The 17,001-nt window shown below is 75.0% G+C and carries 15 protein-coding genes; 8 read left to right on the top strand and 7 right to left on the bottom strand.

The genetic code is table 11. The annotated features are described in order from the left end of the window. Positions 1-218: 218 nt before the first annotated feature. Positions 219-1,652, top strand: a complete 1,434-nt coding sequence (locus WDV06_RS26890) for a glycosyltransferase (RefSeq protein ID WP_395512370.1) — start codon at positions 219-221, stop codon at positions 1,650-1,652. After that, positions 1,619-2,437, top strand: coding sequence for a M15 family metallopeptidase (locus WDV06_RS26885; protein WP_395512369.1), 819 nt, complete (start codon positions 1,619-1,621; stop codon positions 2,435-2,437). The genes WDV06_RS26890 and WDV06_RS26885 overlap by 34 nt, the downstream gene beginning before the upstream one ends. Positions 2,438-2,444: 7 nt before the next feature. On the opposite strand, the gene WDV06_RS26880 is transcribed toward WDV06_RS26885, so the two are convergent. Next, entirely contained in the window at positions 2,445-4,049 is a 1,605-nt protein-coding gene (locus tag WDV06_RS26880) for a TROVE domain-containing protein (protein WP_395512368.1), read from the bottom strand. A 322-nt stretch (positions 4,050-4,371) separates the two neighbouring features. On the opposite strand from WDV06_RS26880, the gene WDV06_RS26875 reads away from it, so the two are divergent. Then, on the top strand, positions 4,372-4,806 hold the full coding sequence (locus tag WDV06_RS26875; RefSeq protein WP_395512367.1) for a VOC family protein: 435 nt from the start codon (positions 4,372-4,374) through the stop codon (positions 4,804-4,806). Between the two features lie 19 nt (positions 4,807-4,825). Here the strand turns inward: WDV06_RS26875 and WDV06_RS26870 are convergent, their stop codons facing one another. Further along, a complete protein-coding gene (locus tag WDV06_RS26870) occupies positions 4,826-5,506 on the bottom strand; it encodes an alpha/beta fold hydrolase (RefSeq protein ID WP_395512366.1) in 681 nt (226 codons plus the stop codon). A 219-nt stretch (positions 5,507-5,725) separates the two neighbouring features. Then, positions 5,726-7,243 carry an FAD-dependent monooxygenase gene (locus WDV06_RS26865; RefSeq protein ID WP_395512365.1) on the bottom strand — a complete coding sequence of 506 codons (1,518 nt, stop codon included), beginning with the start codon at positions 7,241-7,243 and terminating at the stop codon, positions 5,726-5,728. 89 nt (positions 7,244-7,332) lie between these two features. Here WDV06_RS26865 and WDV06_RS26860 point away from each other — a divergent pair, with 89 nt between their 5' ends. Further along, on the top strand, positions 7,333-7,968 hold the full coding sequence (locus WDV06_RS26860; RefSeq protein WP_395512364.1) for a TetR/AcrR family transcriptional regulator: 636 nt from the start codon (positions 7,333-7,335) through the stop codon (positions 7,966-7,968). Positions 7,969-7,985: 17 nt separating this feature from the next. Here WDV06_RS26860 and WDV06_RS26855 read toward each other — a convergent pair whose 3' ends face one another. Beyond that, a complete protein-coding gene (locus WDV06_RS26855) occupies positions 7,986-8,630 on the bottom strand; it encodes a dihydrofolate reductase family protein (RefSeq protein ID WP_395512363.1) in 645 nt (214 codons plus the stop codon). A 216-nt stretch (positions 8,631-8,846) separates the two neighbouring features. Here WDV06_RS26855 and WDV06_RS26850 point away from each other — a divergent pair, with 216 nt between their 5' ends. Further along, positions 8,847-9,077, top strand: coding sequence for a hypothetical protein (locus WDV06_RS26850; protein WP_395512362.1), 231 nt, complete (start codon positions 8,847-8,849; stop codon positions 9,075-9,077). Between the two features lie 150 nt (positions 9,078-9,227). On the opposite strand, the gene WDV06_RS26845 is transcribed toward WDV06_RS26850, so the two are convergent. The 3 genes from WDV06_RS26845 to WDV06_RS26835 all read right to left on the bottom strand — a co-directional run bounded on the left by WDV06_RS26845 (position 9,228) and on the right by WDV06_RS26835 (position 12,809). Further along, the gene (locus tag WDV06_RS26845; RefSeq protein ID WP_395512361.1) at positions 9,228-11,279 is read right to left on the bottom strand and encodes a dynamin family protein; all 2,052 of its coding nucleotides are present in this window, start codon (positions 11,277-11,279) and stop codon (positions 9,228-9,230) included. Positions 11,280-11,376: 97 nt separating this feature from the next. Continuing rightward, positions 11,377-12,201 (bottom strand): S1 family peptidase, encoded by an 825-nt coding sequence (locus WDV06_RS26840; protein WP_395512360.1) that lies wholly within the window; start codon positions 12,199-12,201, stop codon positions 11,377-11,379. Positions 12,202-12,365: 164 nt separating this feature from the next. After that, positions 12,366-12,809, bottom strand: coding sequence for a subtilase-type protease inhibitor (locus WDV06_RS26835; protein WP_395512359.1), 444 nt, complete (start codon positions 12,807-12,809; stop codon positions 12,366-12,368). A gap of 360 nt (positions 12,810-13,169) precedes the next feature. Here WDV06_RS26835 and lanKC point away from each other — a divergent pair, with 360 nt between their 5' ends. The 3 genes from lanKC to WDV06_RS26820 all read left to right on the top strand — a co-directional run. Then, positions 13,170-15,803: a class III lanthionine synthetase LanKC gene (gene lanKC / locus WDV06_RS26830; RefSeq protein WP_395512358.1), complete on the top strand. Its 2,634-nt coding sequence runs from the start codon at positions 13,170-13,172 to the stop codon at positions 15,801-15,803. Then, positions 15,803-15,937: a SapB/AmfS family lanthipeptide gene (locus WDV06_RS26825; RefSeq protein ID WP_395512357.1), complete on the top strand. Its 135-nt coding sequence runs from the start codon at positions 15,803-15,805 to the stop codon at positions 15,935-15,937. Before lanKC ends, WDV06_RS26825 begins: the two co-directional genes overlap by 1 nt. A 100-nt stretch (positions 15,938-16,037) precedes the next feature. Then, positions 16,038-17,001 (top strand): ABC transporter transmembrane domain-containing protein (locus tag WDV06_RS26820; RefSeq protein ID WP_395512356.1); only part of this gene is annotated, 964 nt, incomplete at its 3' end.

The following is a 17,001-nucleotide window of genomic DNA, read 5'->3' as shown; positions in this document are numbered from 1 at the left end:
GGAGCGGGTCGCGGGGGCGGGGCCGGGCAGTCCTGTGACGGAGGCGGCTCCGCGGAGGGTCGCGCGCCCGGGCGAGGTGGGGCAAGTCCCGTCGCCCGGGGGCGACCGGCTGGAACCGGATCGTCAACCCGGCCCGGGGCGGCGCCGGTTCGGAGGAATTCCGGCCGGGCGAGCGATGCCGCCCCCACCCGGGGGGCGTCCGCCGTCACACTGGCGGGGTGAGGATCGCCATCATGACCGCGGGGTCGCGCGGGGACGTCGCGCCGTACACGGGTCTGGGCGCCGGGCTGGTCCGGGCCGGACACGAGGTCACGCCGGTGACGCACGGCATGTTCGAACCGCTGGCCGCCGGCTCGGGGGTGCGCTTCCGGCCCCTTCCCGGGGACCCGCGGGCGGAGTTGCACGCGCGGCGCGGCCGGGACCTGCACCGGAGCCGGACCGGTGCCGTGAAACTGCTGCGGGCCGCGGCGCTGGCGAGGCGGATGGCACCCGGGATGACCGCCCCGCTGGTGCGCGCGGCGCGCGAGGCGGACGTCGTGCTGGCCGGGGGTGCGCTCGCCCCCCTCGGCCACGCCGTGGCGCAGGGCCTCTCCCGGCCCAGCATGGGTCTCTTCCTGCAACCCCTGCACGGGACGAGCGCGTTCCCGCCCCCGATGCTGGGCACCCGGTCCCTGGGGCCGCTGGGCAACCGGATCGGCGGGGACGCCGTCCTCGCCGCCGTCGACCACGTCTTCACCCGGGCGGCCCGCAGGCTCGCAGAGGACCACGGCCTGCCCGTCCAGGGCCTCTCCCCCGCGCGCCGGGACCGCGAGCGGCAGGGCTGGCCCGTCTGGCACGGCTTCAGCGAGCTGGTGGTCCCCAGGCCCCGTGACCGGCGTCCCGGCCTGGAGGTCTGCGGCTACTGGTGGCCCCATGACGCCGCCGGCGGCCTCCCGGCGGAACTGGAGGACTTCCTCGGCTCGGGCCCCGCCCCGGTCTACGTGGGACTGGGCAGCGCCACCACACCCGACCCCCGGCGCGTCAGCGCACACGTCGTCACCGCCCTGCGCGCGTGCGGGCTGCGCGGAGTGGTCCAGCACGGCTGGGCGGGCCTCTCCGCCACCGGCGACGACATGATCACCATCGGCGACGTCCCGCATTCCCTGCTCTTCCCGCGCATGGCGGCCCTCGTCCACCACGCCGGAGCCGGCACGACCGGCGCCACGCTGCGCGCGGGCGTCCCCTGCGTACCCCTCCCGGTCCGGTTCGACGCGCACTTCTGGGCCTCGCGCCTGGTGGAACTGGGCACCGCGCCCGAGGTGGTGCCCCTGCGCCGCCTCGACTCCGCCACGCTCGGGGCCGCGCTGCGGCGGGCCGTGACCGAGCCCTCCCACCGCGACCGGGCCCGGCGGATCGCCCGCCGGCTCGCCGCCGAGGACGGCACCGCCCCGTCGCCGCCGCGCTCGAAGCGCTGGCCGGCCGTTGAGGGTGCGGTCCGCGCCGATTCCGGGCGGCCCACCGGCCGGACCCCGGGAGGCGGGGCATGGATCCGGGAAGGACGGACAGACAGACGAGCGGACGCGGCAACCGCGGACCGGCCCGCCCCCCTTCCCCACTCCAGCCCCAAGGAGAGAACCGGATGCGCATGTCGACGACGGCGCGGCTCGCCGTGACCGTGGCGGCCACGACCGTCTTCGCGACGATGCCGGAGGCCGGCGCCGGCGCCGCCGCCCGCACACCCGAGCCCAAGGCCCCCCGCGCCTTCGTCGCACTGGACTCCGTGGATCCCACGATCCTCCGGGAGATGCGCTACGTGTCGGCGCACAACTTCGTCGGCGAGCGGATCGACGGCTACCGGCAGGCCGTCTGCATCCTGACCCGGCCGGCGGCCGAGGCCCTGCACCGGGCCCAGACGCGCCTCCTGTCCCAGGGCTACTCGCTCAAGGTGTACGACTGCTACCGGCCGCAGCGGGCCGTCGACCACTTCGTGCGCTGGGCCCGGGATCTCGCCGACGAGCGGCGGAAGGCCGAGTTCTATCCGCGGGTCGAGAAGTCACGCCTGTTCGAGGACGGGTACATCGCGGAGAAGTCCGGACACAGCCGCGGCAGCACCGCGGACCTCACGATCGTGCCGCTGCCCGCCCTCCCGGCGCCGCCCCCGGCGCCCGGGCAGGAGGCCGTGCCCTGCTACGCGCCGCAGGCGCAGCGGTACCCGGACAACTCCGTGGACATGGGGACCGGCTTCGACTGCTTCGACACGCTCTCCCACACCGACGACCCGCGTGTCCAGGGGGCCCAGCGCGCCCACCGCGACCTGCTCGGATCGGTGCTGGCCGCGGAGGGGTTCGTCAACCTGCCCGAGGAGTGGTGGCACTTCACGTACAAGCCGGAGCTGTTCCCGGACACCCGCTTCGACTTCCCCGTCTCCCGGCGTTCGGTCTCCGGGCACCGCCCCTGACTCCGTCTCACGCCGGTTCCGCGGACCAGGGCCAGGCCGCGTCGCGGCCCGCTTCCAGGAGGGGGACCATCCGGAACGCGGCGTCCGCGAGGCCGCCGAAGGTGTGCCGGTTCGGGCCCGCGGGGCCGTGGGCGGGCCGGTACCCCGCCAGGTTCCAGGTGTAGACCGGGACGCTCGCCGGGACCGGTTGCGCGGGGCCTCCCCGGCTCGTGGGCGCGGCCTGCTCGTCGGTGACGATCAGGACCCGGTCGTGGCTCCGGTAGTGGGCGCGCACCGCCGTCGCGGTGTTGGTGCCGCCGAGGCAGTGGAAGCGTTTCAGCACGTCGAGCACCGGCTCACCCGGGCGGAACGGCACCGGCACGCTGGACCAGCCGAACTGCACGAGGTCGGCCTGTTCGGCGCGCAGCGCCGTCGCGGCGCCGAACACGGCGGCCGCGTCGGCCCGGGTCAGGGTGGACCGCTCGGAGACGGTGTCCCAGAACATGGAGTCGGAGCGGTCCACCAGGATCAGCGTACGGCCGGGCAGGCGCGGCACGTTGGCCAGCGCGTGGCCCAGGGCCCGCTCCAGGGGGTCGGCCCAGCGCGGTGACGGGGCGGCGCGGTGGGCGGCGAGGTAGCGGAAGGGGAACTGGCGGGACCGGGCGACCACGGCGGGGTCGGAGAGGGTCGCGGCGACGGCGGCCGCGGCCTCGTCCGAGACGCCGGCCTCGTCGAAGTTGCGCAGGTTCCGCAGGAGTGCCATCGGTCCCATGGAGGGGATCAGGGCCTGCCATACGGCGGCGTCCATCGGCCCCTGGAGCCAGCCCGCCACGGCTTCCCAGGTCATCCCGGCCTCGGCCAGCCGCTCGGCGCCGCCCGGCCCGGTCACCAGGGCGCGCCGCTCGCGCGCGGGCCGTTCCCCGAGGGCCCGGTGCGCGGTCAGCATCCGGTCGGCGGCCGGGGGTTCGGCCCGCTCGGGGTGGTGGCGGCGGTCCAGGGCGTACCGGAAGAGCGCGCCCTGCCAGGGCTTCTGCGGGTCGGGCGCAGCGTGCACCAGGTTGAGCACGTCACCGAAGCGGAAGTCCTTGGAGGCGGTGTCGTACTTCAGCAGCGCCCGCGAGGAGTACAGCCGGCGCACGGCGTCGGCGACGCCCCGCTTCACCGGCTGCGGCAGGCTGCGCCCGTACCGGCCGATCCAGTGGGCGAGGAACTCGCCGGGTTCGTCGGCGCGCTGGAGCACCGAGTCGACCACGGACCGGTTGGAGGGGCCGGCGGACGATCCGGCGGCGAGCCGGGCGCGGACGTAGGCGGCGGCCCCCACCAGCGAGGCCGTGCGCATGTTGCCCTCGCCGCGGAGCCAGCGCAGCAGGCCGGCCGTCCACGCGGGGTCCTCGACGGCGAGGGCGGCCACGAGGCGGGTGAAGCGCTCGTCGCGGTCCTGCCCGCTCTCGTAGAAGGTCTCCTGGGAGACGAAGTTGCCGACGGCCAGGAGGAAGAGTTCCTCCCTGGGCCCGCGGGCGAAGGCCGGACCGCCCTCGTAGGTCCGGGAGGGCGAGGCGAGGTGGTGGTGGCGGTGGGTCGGCGACCCGGGCAGGGTGCGGGCGGCCGCCGAGATGTGCGGGGCCACGAGCATCTCGGACCAGACCTTCGAGACGCGTGGGGTGTGACGAGGCAGTGAATCCCCCCGGATGCGGAGAACGGAGCGTCCCGGCCGGCGCGCGGGCCGGGGAGGGGACGAGGACGGCCGCGCCGCCCGAGATCGGAAAAGGGCGGCGGCATCACTTGGTTGTCAGAGGAAGTAGCCGCAGCCGGGCGCATCGGGGGCGCGGTCCGCGGCGCCACCCTAGGCAGATCCCCGGCCGGCGCGCCACCTCATTTCTCGGGGCCCCGCAGCGGGCAACCCCGTTGTTCCCGGGGGGAGTCGCCCCTCGTGCGCCTGCTGCTACGGTGGCCCGATGCCAACGGTCAAGCAGGTCCAGATCACCTTCGACTGCGCGCGGCCCGAGCGGGTCGCCCGCTTCTGGTGCGAGGTGCTGGGGTACGTCGTGCCGCCGCCTCCGGCGGGGTTCGCCGACTGGGACGCGTTCGACCGCTCGCTCCCGCCCGAGCGGCAGGGTTCGGCGTTCGCCTGCCAGGATCCCTCGGGCGTGGGCCCGCGGCTGTTCTTCCAGCGGGTTCCCGAAGGGAAGGCCGTCAAGAACCGGGTGCACCTCGACGTCCGGGTCGGCACCGGGCTCGTGGGTGAGGAGCGGGTGGCCGCGCTGGAGGCCGAATGCGCACGGCTGGTGGCCCTGGGCGCGACCCGCGTGCGGCTGCTGCGAGCCGACGGGTTCAACGAGTCGTGCCTGCTCATGCAGGACGTCGAGGGCAACGAGTTCTGCCTCGACTGATCCGCCCGCGCACCGGGGGTCAGCCCGTGGCCGGACCGGCCAGGAGCGCGGCCAGCTCGACGGGACGGCTGAGCGCGACGCAGTGGCCCGCCGCGATCTCCTCCGGGACGAGTCCTAGGCGCTCCCGTACCAGGGGGCGCAGGAAGCCCGGAGGGAGGAAGCGGTCCTCGGTGCACAGCACGAACCTCGTCGGCACACCCGGCCAGCCGTCGAGGGGCCACGGCTGGGCCGACGCCGCCGGCGAGGGGTGGTCCCGTGCCCTGCTCATCGCTTCCTCGGCCAGGTCGCGGGGCACGTCGTGGTAGAACGCGGCGTACGGGTCGCCGCCGGCGGCGGGGCCGCCGTCCGGGCCGGAACGGCGCCGTACGGCCTGGGCGTAGCCTGTCGCCTGCCACCACCGGTCCGGTGACTCGCCCGGAGCGGGGACCATCCCGGCGACCAGGACCAGCGAGGCGACGGGGCGGCGGGCGGCGACCAGCGGGGCGGTGAACGCTCCGAACGACTGCCCCACGACCACGGGATCGCGGGCGTCGCCGACCGCCTCCACGACGGCGTCGGCGTAATCGTCGAGGGTCGGCGCGTCGCCTCCGGGGAGGTCCGGAGCGACCACCCGGTGCCCGCGCGCCCGGAGCTCCGCCGCGACCAGGTGCCAGTACCAGCCGACGTCGCCGGCCCCGTGGATCAGTGCGAACGTACGCACGGCACGTCTCCCGTCCCCGCGGCGCCCTGCGACCGCGGCGCGTCCCAGCCTAGGGCGCCGCCCGCCGCTGTCGCACGGCGCCGGAGGGGCGCTCACCGCCCTGGCGGCGCTGCGCGGGGTCACCACGGCCCCGCCCGTGGTGCGGGCGTCGCGCACGGGTCCGGCCGTGGCGTCCCGGGAGCCCGCGCCGACCTGGCGGTGCGGTCGGCCGGCGGCGGTTCACCCGGCCTCCCCCGGGCGGTCGGCCGGGCCGAACCAGCGGGTGAGTGTCTCGGTGAGACCGGCGCCCCCGGCCCAGCAGACGTAGCCGTCCGGCCGGACCAGGACGGCCTCGGCGCCCACCGCTCCGGACTCCGCCCCGGCCCGCACGCGGGCGACCCGGTCGGCCCAGGGGGCCGCGGCGGCGAGGGGGGCACCGGTGAGGTCGAGGAGGACCCCGCCGCCGGTGCGCGTCAGATCGCTGAACCGGAACCGCCCGCCGTCGGCGGCCACGAGGTCGAGGTCGGGCATCCGCAGGCCCAGCAGCGGGTGGTCGGCGGCGTCGGGGGACGGCATGCGCAGGTCGAGCCCGGCCATCACGCCGGCCATGTACCGGTTCGCCTCGGGCAGGCGGAGCAGGTCGGTGAGCACGTCCCGCAGTTCGCCCACCCCGTCGTCGCGCTGCGGGCCCATGACGACGCCCTGGGCGCGGGTGAGGGCCAGCACCCGCGCGGCGACGGGGTGCCGCTCGGTCTGGTAGGTGTCCAGCAGGTCCTCGCCGATGTCGCCGCGCAGGACGGCCGCGAGCTTCCAGCCGAGGTTGAACGCGTCCTGGACGCCGAGGTTGAGCCCCTGGCCGCCGGCCGGGGAGTGGATGTGGGCGGAGTCCCCGGCGAAGAGGACACGGCCGTGGCGGTACTGCTCCAGCTGCCGGCTGGCGTCGCTGAACCGGGAGGCGTAGCGGATCTCGGAGACGTCCAGCGTGCCGCCGTGGGTGGCGTGCAGCACCTCGCGGACCTCCTCGGTCGTCACCGGGGCGTCGCGCTCGGCCAGCGCCGTGCGCGGGCCGCTGAAGATGAGCTTCTGGAGCCCGTTCGCCAGCGGGATGATCATGGCGAAGTGCCCCTCGGGTGAGGTCTGGATGCGCGAGCTGATGTGCCCGGCGGTGCTGTCGTCGACGGCGCCGGTGAGCACGAGGTCGGCGGTGGCCATGCGGACGGTGGCGGCCCGGCCGGGGAAGGCGGCTCCTATGGTCTTGCGGACGGTGCTGTGGGCGCCGTCGCAGGCGACGAGGTGGCGACCCCGCACCGATCGCTCGCCGTCCGGGGCCGACACGGTGACGGTGACGCCCTCGGCGTCCTGGTGGAGGCCGGTCAGCAGGTGCTCCCTGAGCACCCGTCCGCCGAGCTCGGTGAGCCGGTCTTCGAGTACCGCTTCGAGCTGGTCCTGCGGCAGCAGGACGGGGTGCGGGTAGCGGGTGTCCCATGCCGCGTAGTCCAGGGGGACGGGCAGTCCCGCGAAGTGGCCGCCGGCGAGACGGTAGTCGATCGACCGCCCGAGGGCGTCGTCCAGCAGCCCGCGCAGCGCGAGCATCTCGGCGGTGCGGGGCTGGATCGCCCCGGCGCGGGACTGGAGGTTGCGGCCGGGCAGCCGGTCCAGCACGACGGTGGGAACACCGGCGAGGGCGAGCTCGGTGGCGAGCGTCAGCCCGGCACCGCCGGCTCCTACCACGATGACGTCGGTGACCTGCGCGTTCATGGTGCCTCCCAGGACGATTCCTTCACTTGGAGGAAAACTATACCAGGTGCAAGTTTCCTCCGGGTCACCCGATTGGTTATCGTGTGCGCATGGCTGAGCACCTCGGACTGCGCGAACGCAAGAAGCAGCGGACCCGGCAGACGATCTTCGAAGCGGCGTTGCGCCTGTTCCTGAGCCGCGGGTTCGACGACGTGTCGATCGTGGAGATCGCCGAGGCGGCCGAGGTCTCCAAGCGGACGCTGTTCACGTACTTCCCGACCAAGGAAGACCTGGTCCTGCACGTGTTCGCCGACCACGAGGACGAGTCGGCCCGCGTGGTCCGGGCCCGCCCGGCCGGTACGAGCCCGCTGGCCGCCCTGCACGCGCACGAGCTCGACGCCCTGGCGCGGCGGGACCCGGTCACCGGGCTCACCTCCGACCCGGAGGCCGTGGCCTTCGCCCGGCTGCTCAGCACGACGGCGAGCCTCAGCGAACGGCTGCTGCGCTACGCGGGGCGCAGCATCGCGGCCTTGGCGGAGGCGCTGGAGGAGGCCGGGGCGGACGAGCTCACCGCGCGGCTCGCCGCCGTGCAGATCGTCACCGTCCTGCGCGCCCTCGCCGACCGCAACAGCGAGCAGATGCAGGCGGGCCGCCCGGCCGACGAGGTCTACCCCGAGGCCGTCGCCGCCGCCGACCGGGCCTTCGGGCTCCTCGGCGCGGGCCTGGCCGACGCCCTCCCCGCCTGAGCCCCGGGGAGCGGACCTCAGGCGCCGGTGCCGACGCCGCGGTCGGGGGCGCTCATGTCGCCCGTGGCGGGCGTGCCCCCGGCGAGCGCGTAGCGCAGGTACACGGTGCCCTTGGGGCCGGCCGCCGGGGGCGCGAGGAGCGTGAGGTTGGTGGGCACCACGCCGTCGTCGAACACCTTCTTGCCGACACCGAGCGTGATCGGGTGCAGCCAGAGGTCGAGGCGGTCGAAGAGCTTCTCGCGCAGCAGGGTCTGCACGAGGTTCAGGCTGCCGACGACCTTCACGTGCTCGTGCCGGTCGCGGATCTCGCGCACCGCGCCGGCCAGGTCGGGGCCGAGCCGCGAGGATCCGGCCCACGGCAGGTCCGGTTCGCCGCGGGAGGCGACGTACTTGGGCACGCTGTTGAACAGCTCGGCGATCTCGTTGTCCGGGCCGCCCTTCTGGTGCGGCCAGTAGGCGGCGAAGAGGTCGTACGTCCGCCGGCCGAGCAGGAGGGCGTCCGTCCCTTCGTATGCGGCGCCGACCTGTTCGCCGGTGACGTCGTCGATCAGGGGCGCCTGCCAGCCGCCGAACGGAAACCCCGCCGGGTCCTCGTCGGGGCCGCCGGGCGCCTGCCCGACCAGGTCGAGGGTGGCGAACAGTTCGATGTGGACGAGGCCCATGGGGTACTCCCGGTGTGTCGGTGTGTTCCGTCAAGGGATAGACCGGCGGGAGCCTGCGAACTCATCGCCGCGCCGTCCGGCACCCCGTCCGTCCCGGCATGCGCGCCCGCCGCCCCGGCGGTACGTTCACAGGGACCCCTCCGCACGGGTTCCGCCCGGCCGGGAGGGCGACCATGGGCGGTGGGACGCGTTCCGCCGTCCGGAGAGGACCGGACGATGAAAGGGCTACGCGTCTTCGGTGTTCTCGCCGCGGTGACGGCCGCGGCACTGCTGCCGGCCGAGTCGGCCCGGGCCGTCCCGGCCGTGCCCGCGATGGACTGCGCGGCGGTCATCAGCCTGATCTCGGACCCGAACGTCTCCGTCGCGGAGAAGAAGGTGAACACCCACACGAGGGCGGAGATCAACGAGTGCCGCCTCGACTTCCAGCACGGCGGCGGCATGCGCTAGGACACCCCACCCCGGCCGGCCCGGCCGGGGTGCGCCCGGCTCGCTGTCCGTGCCCGGGTCCACCGTGGGGCCGGTGACGAGGGGGCCGGTGCGCCGAGGACCTCCCCCGCCTCCAGGAGAACGGGCCGTTCGGGCGGGGAGGGCCGCGGTTCAGCGGGGGGTGAGGTCGTTGCCGAGGGCGTCGCGGAAGTCCTGGAGTTCGGTGACCAGGGCCTGGCCGCTCTGGTTCACGGGGGCGACGCGCTCGATGACGGCGCGGCTGCGGACGGTGTCCTCCGCGTTGATGCGCTCCATGATCTGGGCGAGCGTCGCCTTCAGGCGTGCCTGGTGCTGCGCGTGGTGGTGTTCGACCGCGTCGATGAGGAGCCGGCCCTGGCTGTGGGTGACGTTCTCGAAGGCGCTGCGGGCCCGCTTCACCTGTTCGTCGATCATGTCCTTGCGTTCCTGGCGGGCCCGCTGGACCTTGGACTCGCGGTCCTTGAGGAGGTCCGTGACCTTGGCGATGGCGATCGCCGTCAGGACGGCGGCTCCCGCCGGGACCGCGATGGTGGCCAGGCTGAGGCTGGTCGTGAGCCACACGGCACCCGCCGCGAGGGGGCTGGCGACGCCGAGGGTGTTCGCCGCGGCCTGGACCACCCCGTAGGCCGTCAGGGGCTGGCGGCCGTCGGTCTGCATGGGGAAGTAGCTCGTGTCGAGCGGCTCCGGGGAGACCAGCTGGGTACCGGTGTCGACCCCGAGGTCCGCCCGAAGCAGCTGCCGGGCGCTCGCGTCGAACGCCTGCAGCTCGCGTTCCCACAGCGTCGCCGGGCCCTCGGCCGAGGTCATCCACCGGCTGAACAGCTGGACCTGGAGCACGTCGACCTCGTTGGCGTGCTCGGCGCTCAGGTTGCCGCCGTCGATCAGCGGGTCGAGCTGCCGGTGCAGTACGTCGGCCAGGCCGCCGAACGGCGCCCGCGCCGCGCGGATCCTGCGCTGGAGCTCGCGGCCGAGTTCGGACCGGATGCGGTCCAGGGAGCGCTCGGCCCCCGCGATGCGGCCGCGCAGGCCCTGCTGCTGGGCCTCCAGGTCCTCCACGGCCAGCAGGTGGGTGTCGAGCATGTCGGCGAGCTGGCGCTGGCGGCGCCGCACGAGCCAGCGTGCCTCGTCGGCGACCTGGCGCAGGTGCGCGTGGCCCGCCCCCGATTCCATCAGGTCGCGCAGGTGGTCGCGCAACGTCTCCATGCCGCTGAGCCGCCTGAGGGTGTCGCCGTCGTCCCCCTGGGCGTTCCTGAAGTCCCCCTCGGCTTCCCAGGCGGCCGACACCGGCAGGAAGCCCTCCCCGATGAACCGGCCGCCCGGGGCGCCGAAGTGCGTGCGCAGATAGGCGTTGTTCGTGGCCAGCACGCTCTTCCAGGCGGCCTGGCCCTGCTCGCGCTGGGTCGCCAGGTCGATCCCGGAGAGGACCCACAGCACCCTCTTGTTCGCGTTGCTCTGCATGTGGTGGCCGTAGAGGTCCCGGATGAGCTGGAGTTCGTTCACGGAGAGGGCCGAGGTCGCGTGGCTGACGTAGACGAAGCAGTCGGCCTTCGCCCACGCCTCCCGCATGATGATCTCGTGCTCCTCGATGGGGGACTCCGACCCGGGCAGGTCGAAGAGCTTGACCGGCAGCCGGGCGTCGGAGAGGAGCACCTCGATGGATTCGACCCGCAGGTTCATGTGCTCGCGGCGGCGGTTGGTGACGTCGCCGTCCACCGCTCCGTACGCGGCGACCACGGCGGGCGGCAGGTCGGTGCCGATGTCCTCCACCCTGCCGCCCGCGAACCTGGCGCGCAGCCGCGCCCTGCCCGCGCCCTCCTCGGCCGCTTCCTCCCCCACGGGCACGACGGTGCAGGGGCAGGCCGTGGTCGGGCGGGCCGAGGACGGGAGGACGCCGAGGAACTCCGCCGCCGGCATCCCGTCCTCGTCGGTGACGGGGACGTATTCCAGGCCCCCTTGTAAGCCGCTGATCAGGAAGCTCTTGCCGGACGACTGCCGTCCGAGGAGGGCCACGTTGAGCATGGACGACAGGACGCGCGTGCGCAGGGCCTCCATGCGTGCGGCGTCGTCGGCCAGGCCCGCCGCGTCGGGGAGGATGTCGCGCGGCCCCTCCTCGTCGCACAGCCAGCGTTCGCAGCGGCTGAGCAGGTGCTTGAGTTCGTCCTGGGCTTCCTCGACCGGCATCATGCCGCTACTTCTACCGCAGGACGCCGTCGGGCGCCGCCGGAACCGGTCAAGGCCGGTCCGGTTGCCCGGAGTTGCGAAGAGCGGGTGCCGGCTCGTGCTACCGGGAGGCCGGCGGGTGCCCCATGGTGTCGCGGATCCAGCCCGCGTAGGCGGTCGCGTCGGTGTAGAGGCCGGGCCCCGCCGAGCAGGCGACGCCCGGCGCCCCGGGGCCCGAGGTGACGCCGATGAGTTCCCACCGGCCGTGCCGGCCGTGCTGGAGCTGCGGCCCGCCGGAGTCCCCGAAACAGGCCATGACGGCGGGGACGCGGCTGATCGTGCACAGACGGGTCCGGTCCGCGTAGCCGGGGGCGCACTCGGAGCCGGCGCCCCGGCGCGTCTCCAGTTCCTGCAGGCGGTCCGCGAACCGCAGTCCGGTGTCGACGGTGGTTCCGAAGCCCAGGATCCGGGTCGGTGTGCCGGGCCCCCCGGGTCGCTGCGCGAGCGGGACGGGCTTCCCGGGGACCGGCCGGTCGAGGCGCACCAGTGCGACGTCGTCCTTGTTGAAGCCCTTCCCGTCGCCGTTCACGTAGCCGGGGTGGACGACGATCCGGTCGATCGTCCGGACGCTCCCGCCGGACGTGCGCCGGTCGCCGCCGATGCGGACGGTGCCGTCGAGCACCAGGTCGTCGCCCCGCACGCAGTGGGCCGCCGTCAGCACCCACTGCCGGTCGATCAGCGACGCCCCGCAGGAGGCGTCGTACACGCCGAGCCGGGGGGCCGCCTCGGGGATCACGGCCATGAACGGGTAACGCTCCGTGGAGTCGGTCCCGTTGACGATGGCTCCGGCGCTGCCGGTGAGCAGGGTGGCGCAGGTCGCGAACGCGAGGACGCCGACGGTGGTGGTGCGCACCGCGCGGCGGCGGGCCGACTGGAGAGCGAACACGGGTGGTTCCTTCGTTCGTGCTACGGATGCGTCCACCCTGGCCGGTCCGGATCCGCCGGGACATCCGGCCCGCCCCCCGAGCGGGGTGGGACCGGCCCCCTCCCGGCACCGGGGGCGGCCGGGAGGGCGGAGCGGGGGTTGTCCCCCGCAGCGGTGAGGGCCGGTCAGAAGGCGAAGACCGGGTCGGCCTTGAGGGCCGCGGACATCACGCACGGGTTGGCGAAGGAGTGCTTCCAGGTGAGGCGGCTGCCCTGCCACACGCCGTCCGCGGTGACGGTGACGGGGTCGAGGTGCTTCGGGCAGGCGCGGCCGGGGTCCGGGGCGCTCAGCAGGCGGTCGAACCGGCCGCCGGTGGCGTTCACGGCGTCGCACGCGGCCCTGGGGGCGGGGTGGGTGCCCTCGGCGGTGTAGGCGCAGGTGAGGACGGCGGCCCGCAGGACGGCGCCCGGGGCGGCGTCGTTCCCGCGGGCGACGGTGAGGACCAGGGCGGACGGGCCGGACGGTGCCGACGGTGCGGAGGGGGCGGCGGACTCGGCCCGGGCCACGCCCATCGTCCCGACGAGGCAGAGGAGGGCGCCGGCGGAGGCGGCGGCCAGACGGTGACGCATGATCAGTTTCCTTTCGAATCACAGGCGTTGAAGGTTTCAGGCGCTTCTTGTGGCGCTCAAGCGGGACCGACCCTCCCAGATCCGAAGGGCGCCCGCATCTCGACGATCGGATTACGGACATCGGGTCCGGTAATCGGAGCGCGCAGGTGGCGCGGCCGCCGTCCTCCCTCCGCCCTGGTGGCGGCTGCCCCGCGCCGGTTCGGACGGGCCGCCGAGGGTGACCGGAACGGGGCGGGCCACAGCTCCGCCGGGGCGCCGGTGACCCGTGCGTACCGCATGCCGGGCTGGTGACAAACGCGACTGTCGCGGGCTTTCCGCGGCGTGCCACCTTTGCTCACGTCACCGACCGAGGGAGCAGGTGTGAACAACGGGCACGCGGCCTTCTGCGACGCCGACCGCTGGTTCTACGACGCCCCGTACCGGCGTTCCGGCGAGGCCTTCCCGGCCGCCCTGGCCCCCGTACCCGCGGGGTGGCGCTCGCACCGCAGCGGCGACTGGCTCGCCCTGCGCCCCCTCGGCCTGGACCTGCCCTCCCAGGGCTGGAAGATCCACGTCTCGGCCTGCCTCGACAACGCCGAGCGGATCCTCGACCGGGTGCACGCCTACTGCGTCCAGCGGCGGATCGCCTTCAAGTTCGTGCCCAGCCGCTACCTGCTGCACCTGCGCAACGCCAAGTACGCGGACCGCGCGGCGAGCGGCAAGTTCCTCACCGTCTACCCCGCCGACCCGGAGGCCTGCCGGCGCATCGCCGAGGACCTGGACGCCCTGCTGGCGGGCGAGCCCGGACCGTACGTCCTGAGCGACCTGCGGTGGAACGACGGCCCGGTCCACCTGCGCTACGGCAGCTTCACCCTCCGGCACTGCTACGACGACCGCGGCGAGCTGGTCCCCGCGATCGAGGCGCCCGACGGACGGCTGGTGCCCGATGCCCGCGGCCCGGTGTTCCGGCCGCCCGCCTGGATCGAGCCGCCCGCCTTCCTGCGGCCCCACCTGGAACGGCGCGCGGCCGTCACCCTGGAGGGCGTGCCCTACTCCGTCGAGCGGGCCCTGCACTTCTCCAACGGCGGCGGCGTCTACGCGGGCCGCGACACCCGCACCGGCGAACCCGTCGTCCTCAAGGAGGGCCGCCCCTTCGCGGGCCTCGCCGCCGACGGGGCGGACGCCGTGACCCGGCTGCACCGCGAACGCCGGGCGCTGGAGCGCCTGGCCGGGCTGGACTGCGTACCCGCCGTCCACGGGACCTTCACCGTCGGCGACCACCACTTCCTCGCGCTCCAGTACCTCGCCGGCCACCCCCTCAACACCTACTTCGCCCGCCGCCACCCCCTGATCGAGGCCGACCCCTCCCCCGCCGAGCTCGCCGCCTACACGGACTGGGCGCTGAAGATCCACGCGCGGGTGACCGAGGCCGTCGACGCCGTCCACGCCCGCGGCGTCGTCTTCAACGACCTGCACCTGTTCAACATCATGGTCGCGGAGGACCCGGCCACGGGCGAACCCTCGGTCGCCCTGCTGGACTTCGAGGCCGCCGCCCACGTCGACGAGGGCCTGCGCCAGACGGTGGCCAACCCGGCCTTCGTCGCACCGCCCGACCGGCGCGGCTTCGCCGTCGACCGCTACGCCCTGGCCTGCCTGCGCCTGGCCCTGTTCCTGCCGCTGACCAGCCTGCTCGTCATGGACCGGGGCAAGGCCACGCACCTCGCGGACATCGCCGCCGAGCAGTTCCCCGTGCCCCGCGCCTTCCTCGACGAGGCGGTCCGCGAAATCCTCGCCGGCCCGGTCCCCGACGCCCCCGGCGGGCGGTTGCCCGCCCCCGCCCGGCCGTACCTCCCGGCGGCGCCGCAGGACTGGCCGGCCGCCCGCGCCTCGATGACGGCGGCCCTGCGCGCGAGCGCCACCCCGGACCGCGAGGACCGCCTCTTCCCCGGGGACCCCGCCCAGTTCGCCACCGCCGGCGGTGGCACCGCCTTCGGCCACGGCGCCGCCGGCGTCCTCTACGCCCTGGCCGAAACGGGCGGCGCGCCCTGGCCCGAGGCGGAGGAATGGCTGCTCGCCCGGACGAAGGAACCGGCGTCCGGCACCCCGCTCGGCTTCTACGACGGGCTCGCCGGACTGGCCTGGACCCACCACCGCCTCGGCCACCACGACCGCGCGCTCGCCCTGGTGGAGCGCCTGCTGGACGAGCCGTGGCAGTCCGCGGGACCCGACCTGCACGGCGGTCTCGCCGGCATCGGGCTCGCCCTGGACTCCCTCGGCGCCGCCACCGGTGACCGCGCCCTGCACACGGCGGCCCTGCGCTGCGCCGGCCTGGCCCGCGCCGCGGCCCCCGCGCTCACCCGCACCGGGCTGCTCCACGGACACAGCGGGATCGCCCTGCTGCACCTGCGCCTGTACGAGCGCACCGGCGACCGCGAACTGCTGCGGCGCGCCGGGGAGTTCCTCCAGCGTGACCTCGACCACTGCGTGACCAGCGCCTTCGGCACCCTCCAGGTGGATGAGGGCTGGCGCACCATGCCGTACCTCGGCGCCGGCAGCGTGGGCATCGGCATGGTCCTCGACGACTGGGCGCAGCTCGCGGCCGACGACCGCTTCGACCGGGCGCGGGCCCAGATCGTCCAGGCGGCCCAGGCGACCTTCTACGCCCAGCCCGGGCTCTTCCGCGGTGCGGCCGGGATGATCCTGCACCTGTCCCGGACCACCACTCCCGGGCCCGGTACCCGGGCCGAGGACATCGCCCGGCAGATCGAGGCGCTGGCCCGCCACGCGCTCCCGTACCAGGGGCACCTCGCGTTCCCCGGCGAGCAGATGATGCGCCTGTCGATGGACCTGTCCACCGGCACCGCCGGCGCCCTCCTCGCCCTCGGCAGCGCCGCGACCGGCGGTCGTGCGCACCTGCCGTTCCTGCCGCCGCCGCGCACCGCGGCGGCCCCAGAGCCGGTCCCCCCGGGGACCGTGACCCAGCAGAACACACCCCCGATGGAAAGGAACACGTGATGACCCTTCTCGACCTGCAGTCCATGGAGACCCCGAAGGAAGAGGCCACCGAGGCCGCGCACCTCACCGGCGGCAGCCGCGCCAGCCTCCTCCTGTGCGGTGACAGCAGCCTGAGCGTCACGACCTGTAACTGACCGGGTCCCTCCGGGCCCGGGCGACGACTCGTCGCCCGGGCCCGCACCACATCCCCGGGCCCCCCGTCCGGGCCCCGGGACAGACGAGGAGCCACCGCCGATGACCCCGTCCGACGTCCCCGGCGAGACGGCCGCCGCCGATACCGCCGACCGGGCGCTGAAGGCGGCCGCACGGCACAGCGCCGGCCGCACCGCCGCCGTGTTCGGCTGCTCGCTGGCCGCCGCGTGCGCGGCGCTCGCCGAACCGGCCGTCCTCGGCCACGCCCTCGACCTGACCCTGCGCCGCGACCCCTCCGCCACCGCGTGGGCCCTGGGGTGCGCGGCGGTGATCGCCGCCGAGGTGCTGCTGGACGCGGCGACCGTGCGGCTCATCGGCAGCGTCGACGCCCGCTCCACGGCCTGGCTGCGCCGGCGCGCGCTGGCCGCGCTGCTGGCCACCGCACCGCACCACGCGACCCGGCACTCCCCCGGCGAGCTCTCCGCCCGGCTCACGGCCCACGCGGCCGGCGCCGGGACCGTCCCCGCGGTGGTCGTGACGGCCGTCACGGCCGTGCTGCCCCCGCTCGGGGGACTCCTCGCCCTGTTCCTCGTCGACGTCTGGACGGGCCTCGCCTTCCTCGCCGGGGTGCCCGTGCTGGCGCTGCTGCTGAGGGCCTTCGCCCGCGCTTCGGGGGCCAGTGTCGGCCGGTACCAGCAGGTGCAGCTCGCCCTGGCCGGCCGCCTCGCCGAGGCCCTGGCCGGCGCCCGGACCATCGCGGCCGCGGGCACCGCGGAGCGCGAGGCGGCCCGGGTCCTCGCCCCGCTGCCCGAACTGGGCCGCGAGGGACGGCGGATGTGGCGGATCTACGGCGCCACCATGGCCCGCACCGGCGCCCTGATGCCGCTCCTGCTGTACGTGGTCCTCGGCGTCGGCGGTATCCGCCTGGCGGCCGGGGCTCTGGGCGTCGGCGGCCTGCTCGCCGCCGTCCGCTACGCGGGACTCGCCGCCGGCGCCGGCGCCGTCACGGGTGTGTCGTATAAACATCTGAAGCTGGCCACCACAATTGTCTTTTGTTTTTCTGGGT

The organism is Streptomyces racemochromogenes (genome assembly GCF_044129415.1).
GTDB lineage: Bacteria > Actinomycetota > Actinomycetes > Streptomycetales > Streptomycetaceae > Streptomyces > Streptomyces racemochromogenes_A.
The sequence above is the reverse complement of the archived record's forward strand: the minus strand, read 5'-3'. Positions and strand labels throughout refer to the sequence as shown.

What these genes read in the sequence shown, in the direction of transcription:
- WDV06_RS26865 (WP_395512365.1), bottom strand. Translation starts at nt 7,243, where the DNA reads ATGAACGCGCAGGTCACCGACGTCATCGTGGTAGGAGCCGGCGGTGCC.
- WDV06_RS26875 (WP_395512367.1), top strand. Translation starts at nt 4,372, where the DNA reads ATGCCAACGGTCAAGCAGGTCCAGATCACCTTCGACTGCGCGCGGCCC.
- WDV06_RS26855 (WP_395512363.1), bottom strand. Translation starts at nt 8,630, where the DNA reads ATGGGCCTCGTCCACATCGAACTGTTCGCCACCCTCGACCTGGTCGGG.
- WDV06_RS26825 (WP_395512357.1), top strand. Translation starts at nt 15,803, where the DNA reads ATGACCCTTCTCGACCTGCAGTCCATGGAGACCCCGAAGGAAGAGGCC.
- WDV06_RS26850 (WP_395512362.1), top strand. Translation starts at nt 8,847, where the DNA reads ATGAAAGGGCTACGCGTCTTCGGTGTTCTCGCCGCGGTGACGGCCGCG.
- WDV06_RS26880 (WP_395512368.1), bottom strand. Translation starts at nt 4,049, where the DNA reads ATGCTCGTGGCCCCGCACATCTCGGCGGCCGCCCGCACCCTGCCCGGG.
- WDV06_RS26860 (WP_395512364.1), top strand. Translation starts at nt 7,333, where the DNA reads ATGGCTGAGCACCTCGGACTGCGCGAACGCAAGAAGCAGCGGACCCGG.
- WDV06_RS26835 (WP_395512359.1), bottom strand. Translation starts at nt 12,809, where the DNA reads ATGCGTCACCGTCTGGCCGCCGCCTCCGCCGGCGCCCTCCTCTGCCTC.
- WDV06_RS26845 (WP_395512361.1), bottom strand. Translation starts at nt 11,279, where the DNA reads ATGATGCCGGTCGAGGAAGCCCAGGACGAACTCAAGCACCTGCTCAGC.
- WDV06_RS26885 (WP_395512369.1), top strand. Translation starts at nt 1,619, where the DNA reads ATGCGCATGTCGACGACGGCGCGGCTCGCCGTGACCGTGGCGGCCACG.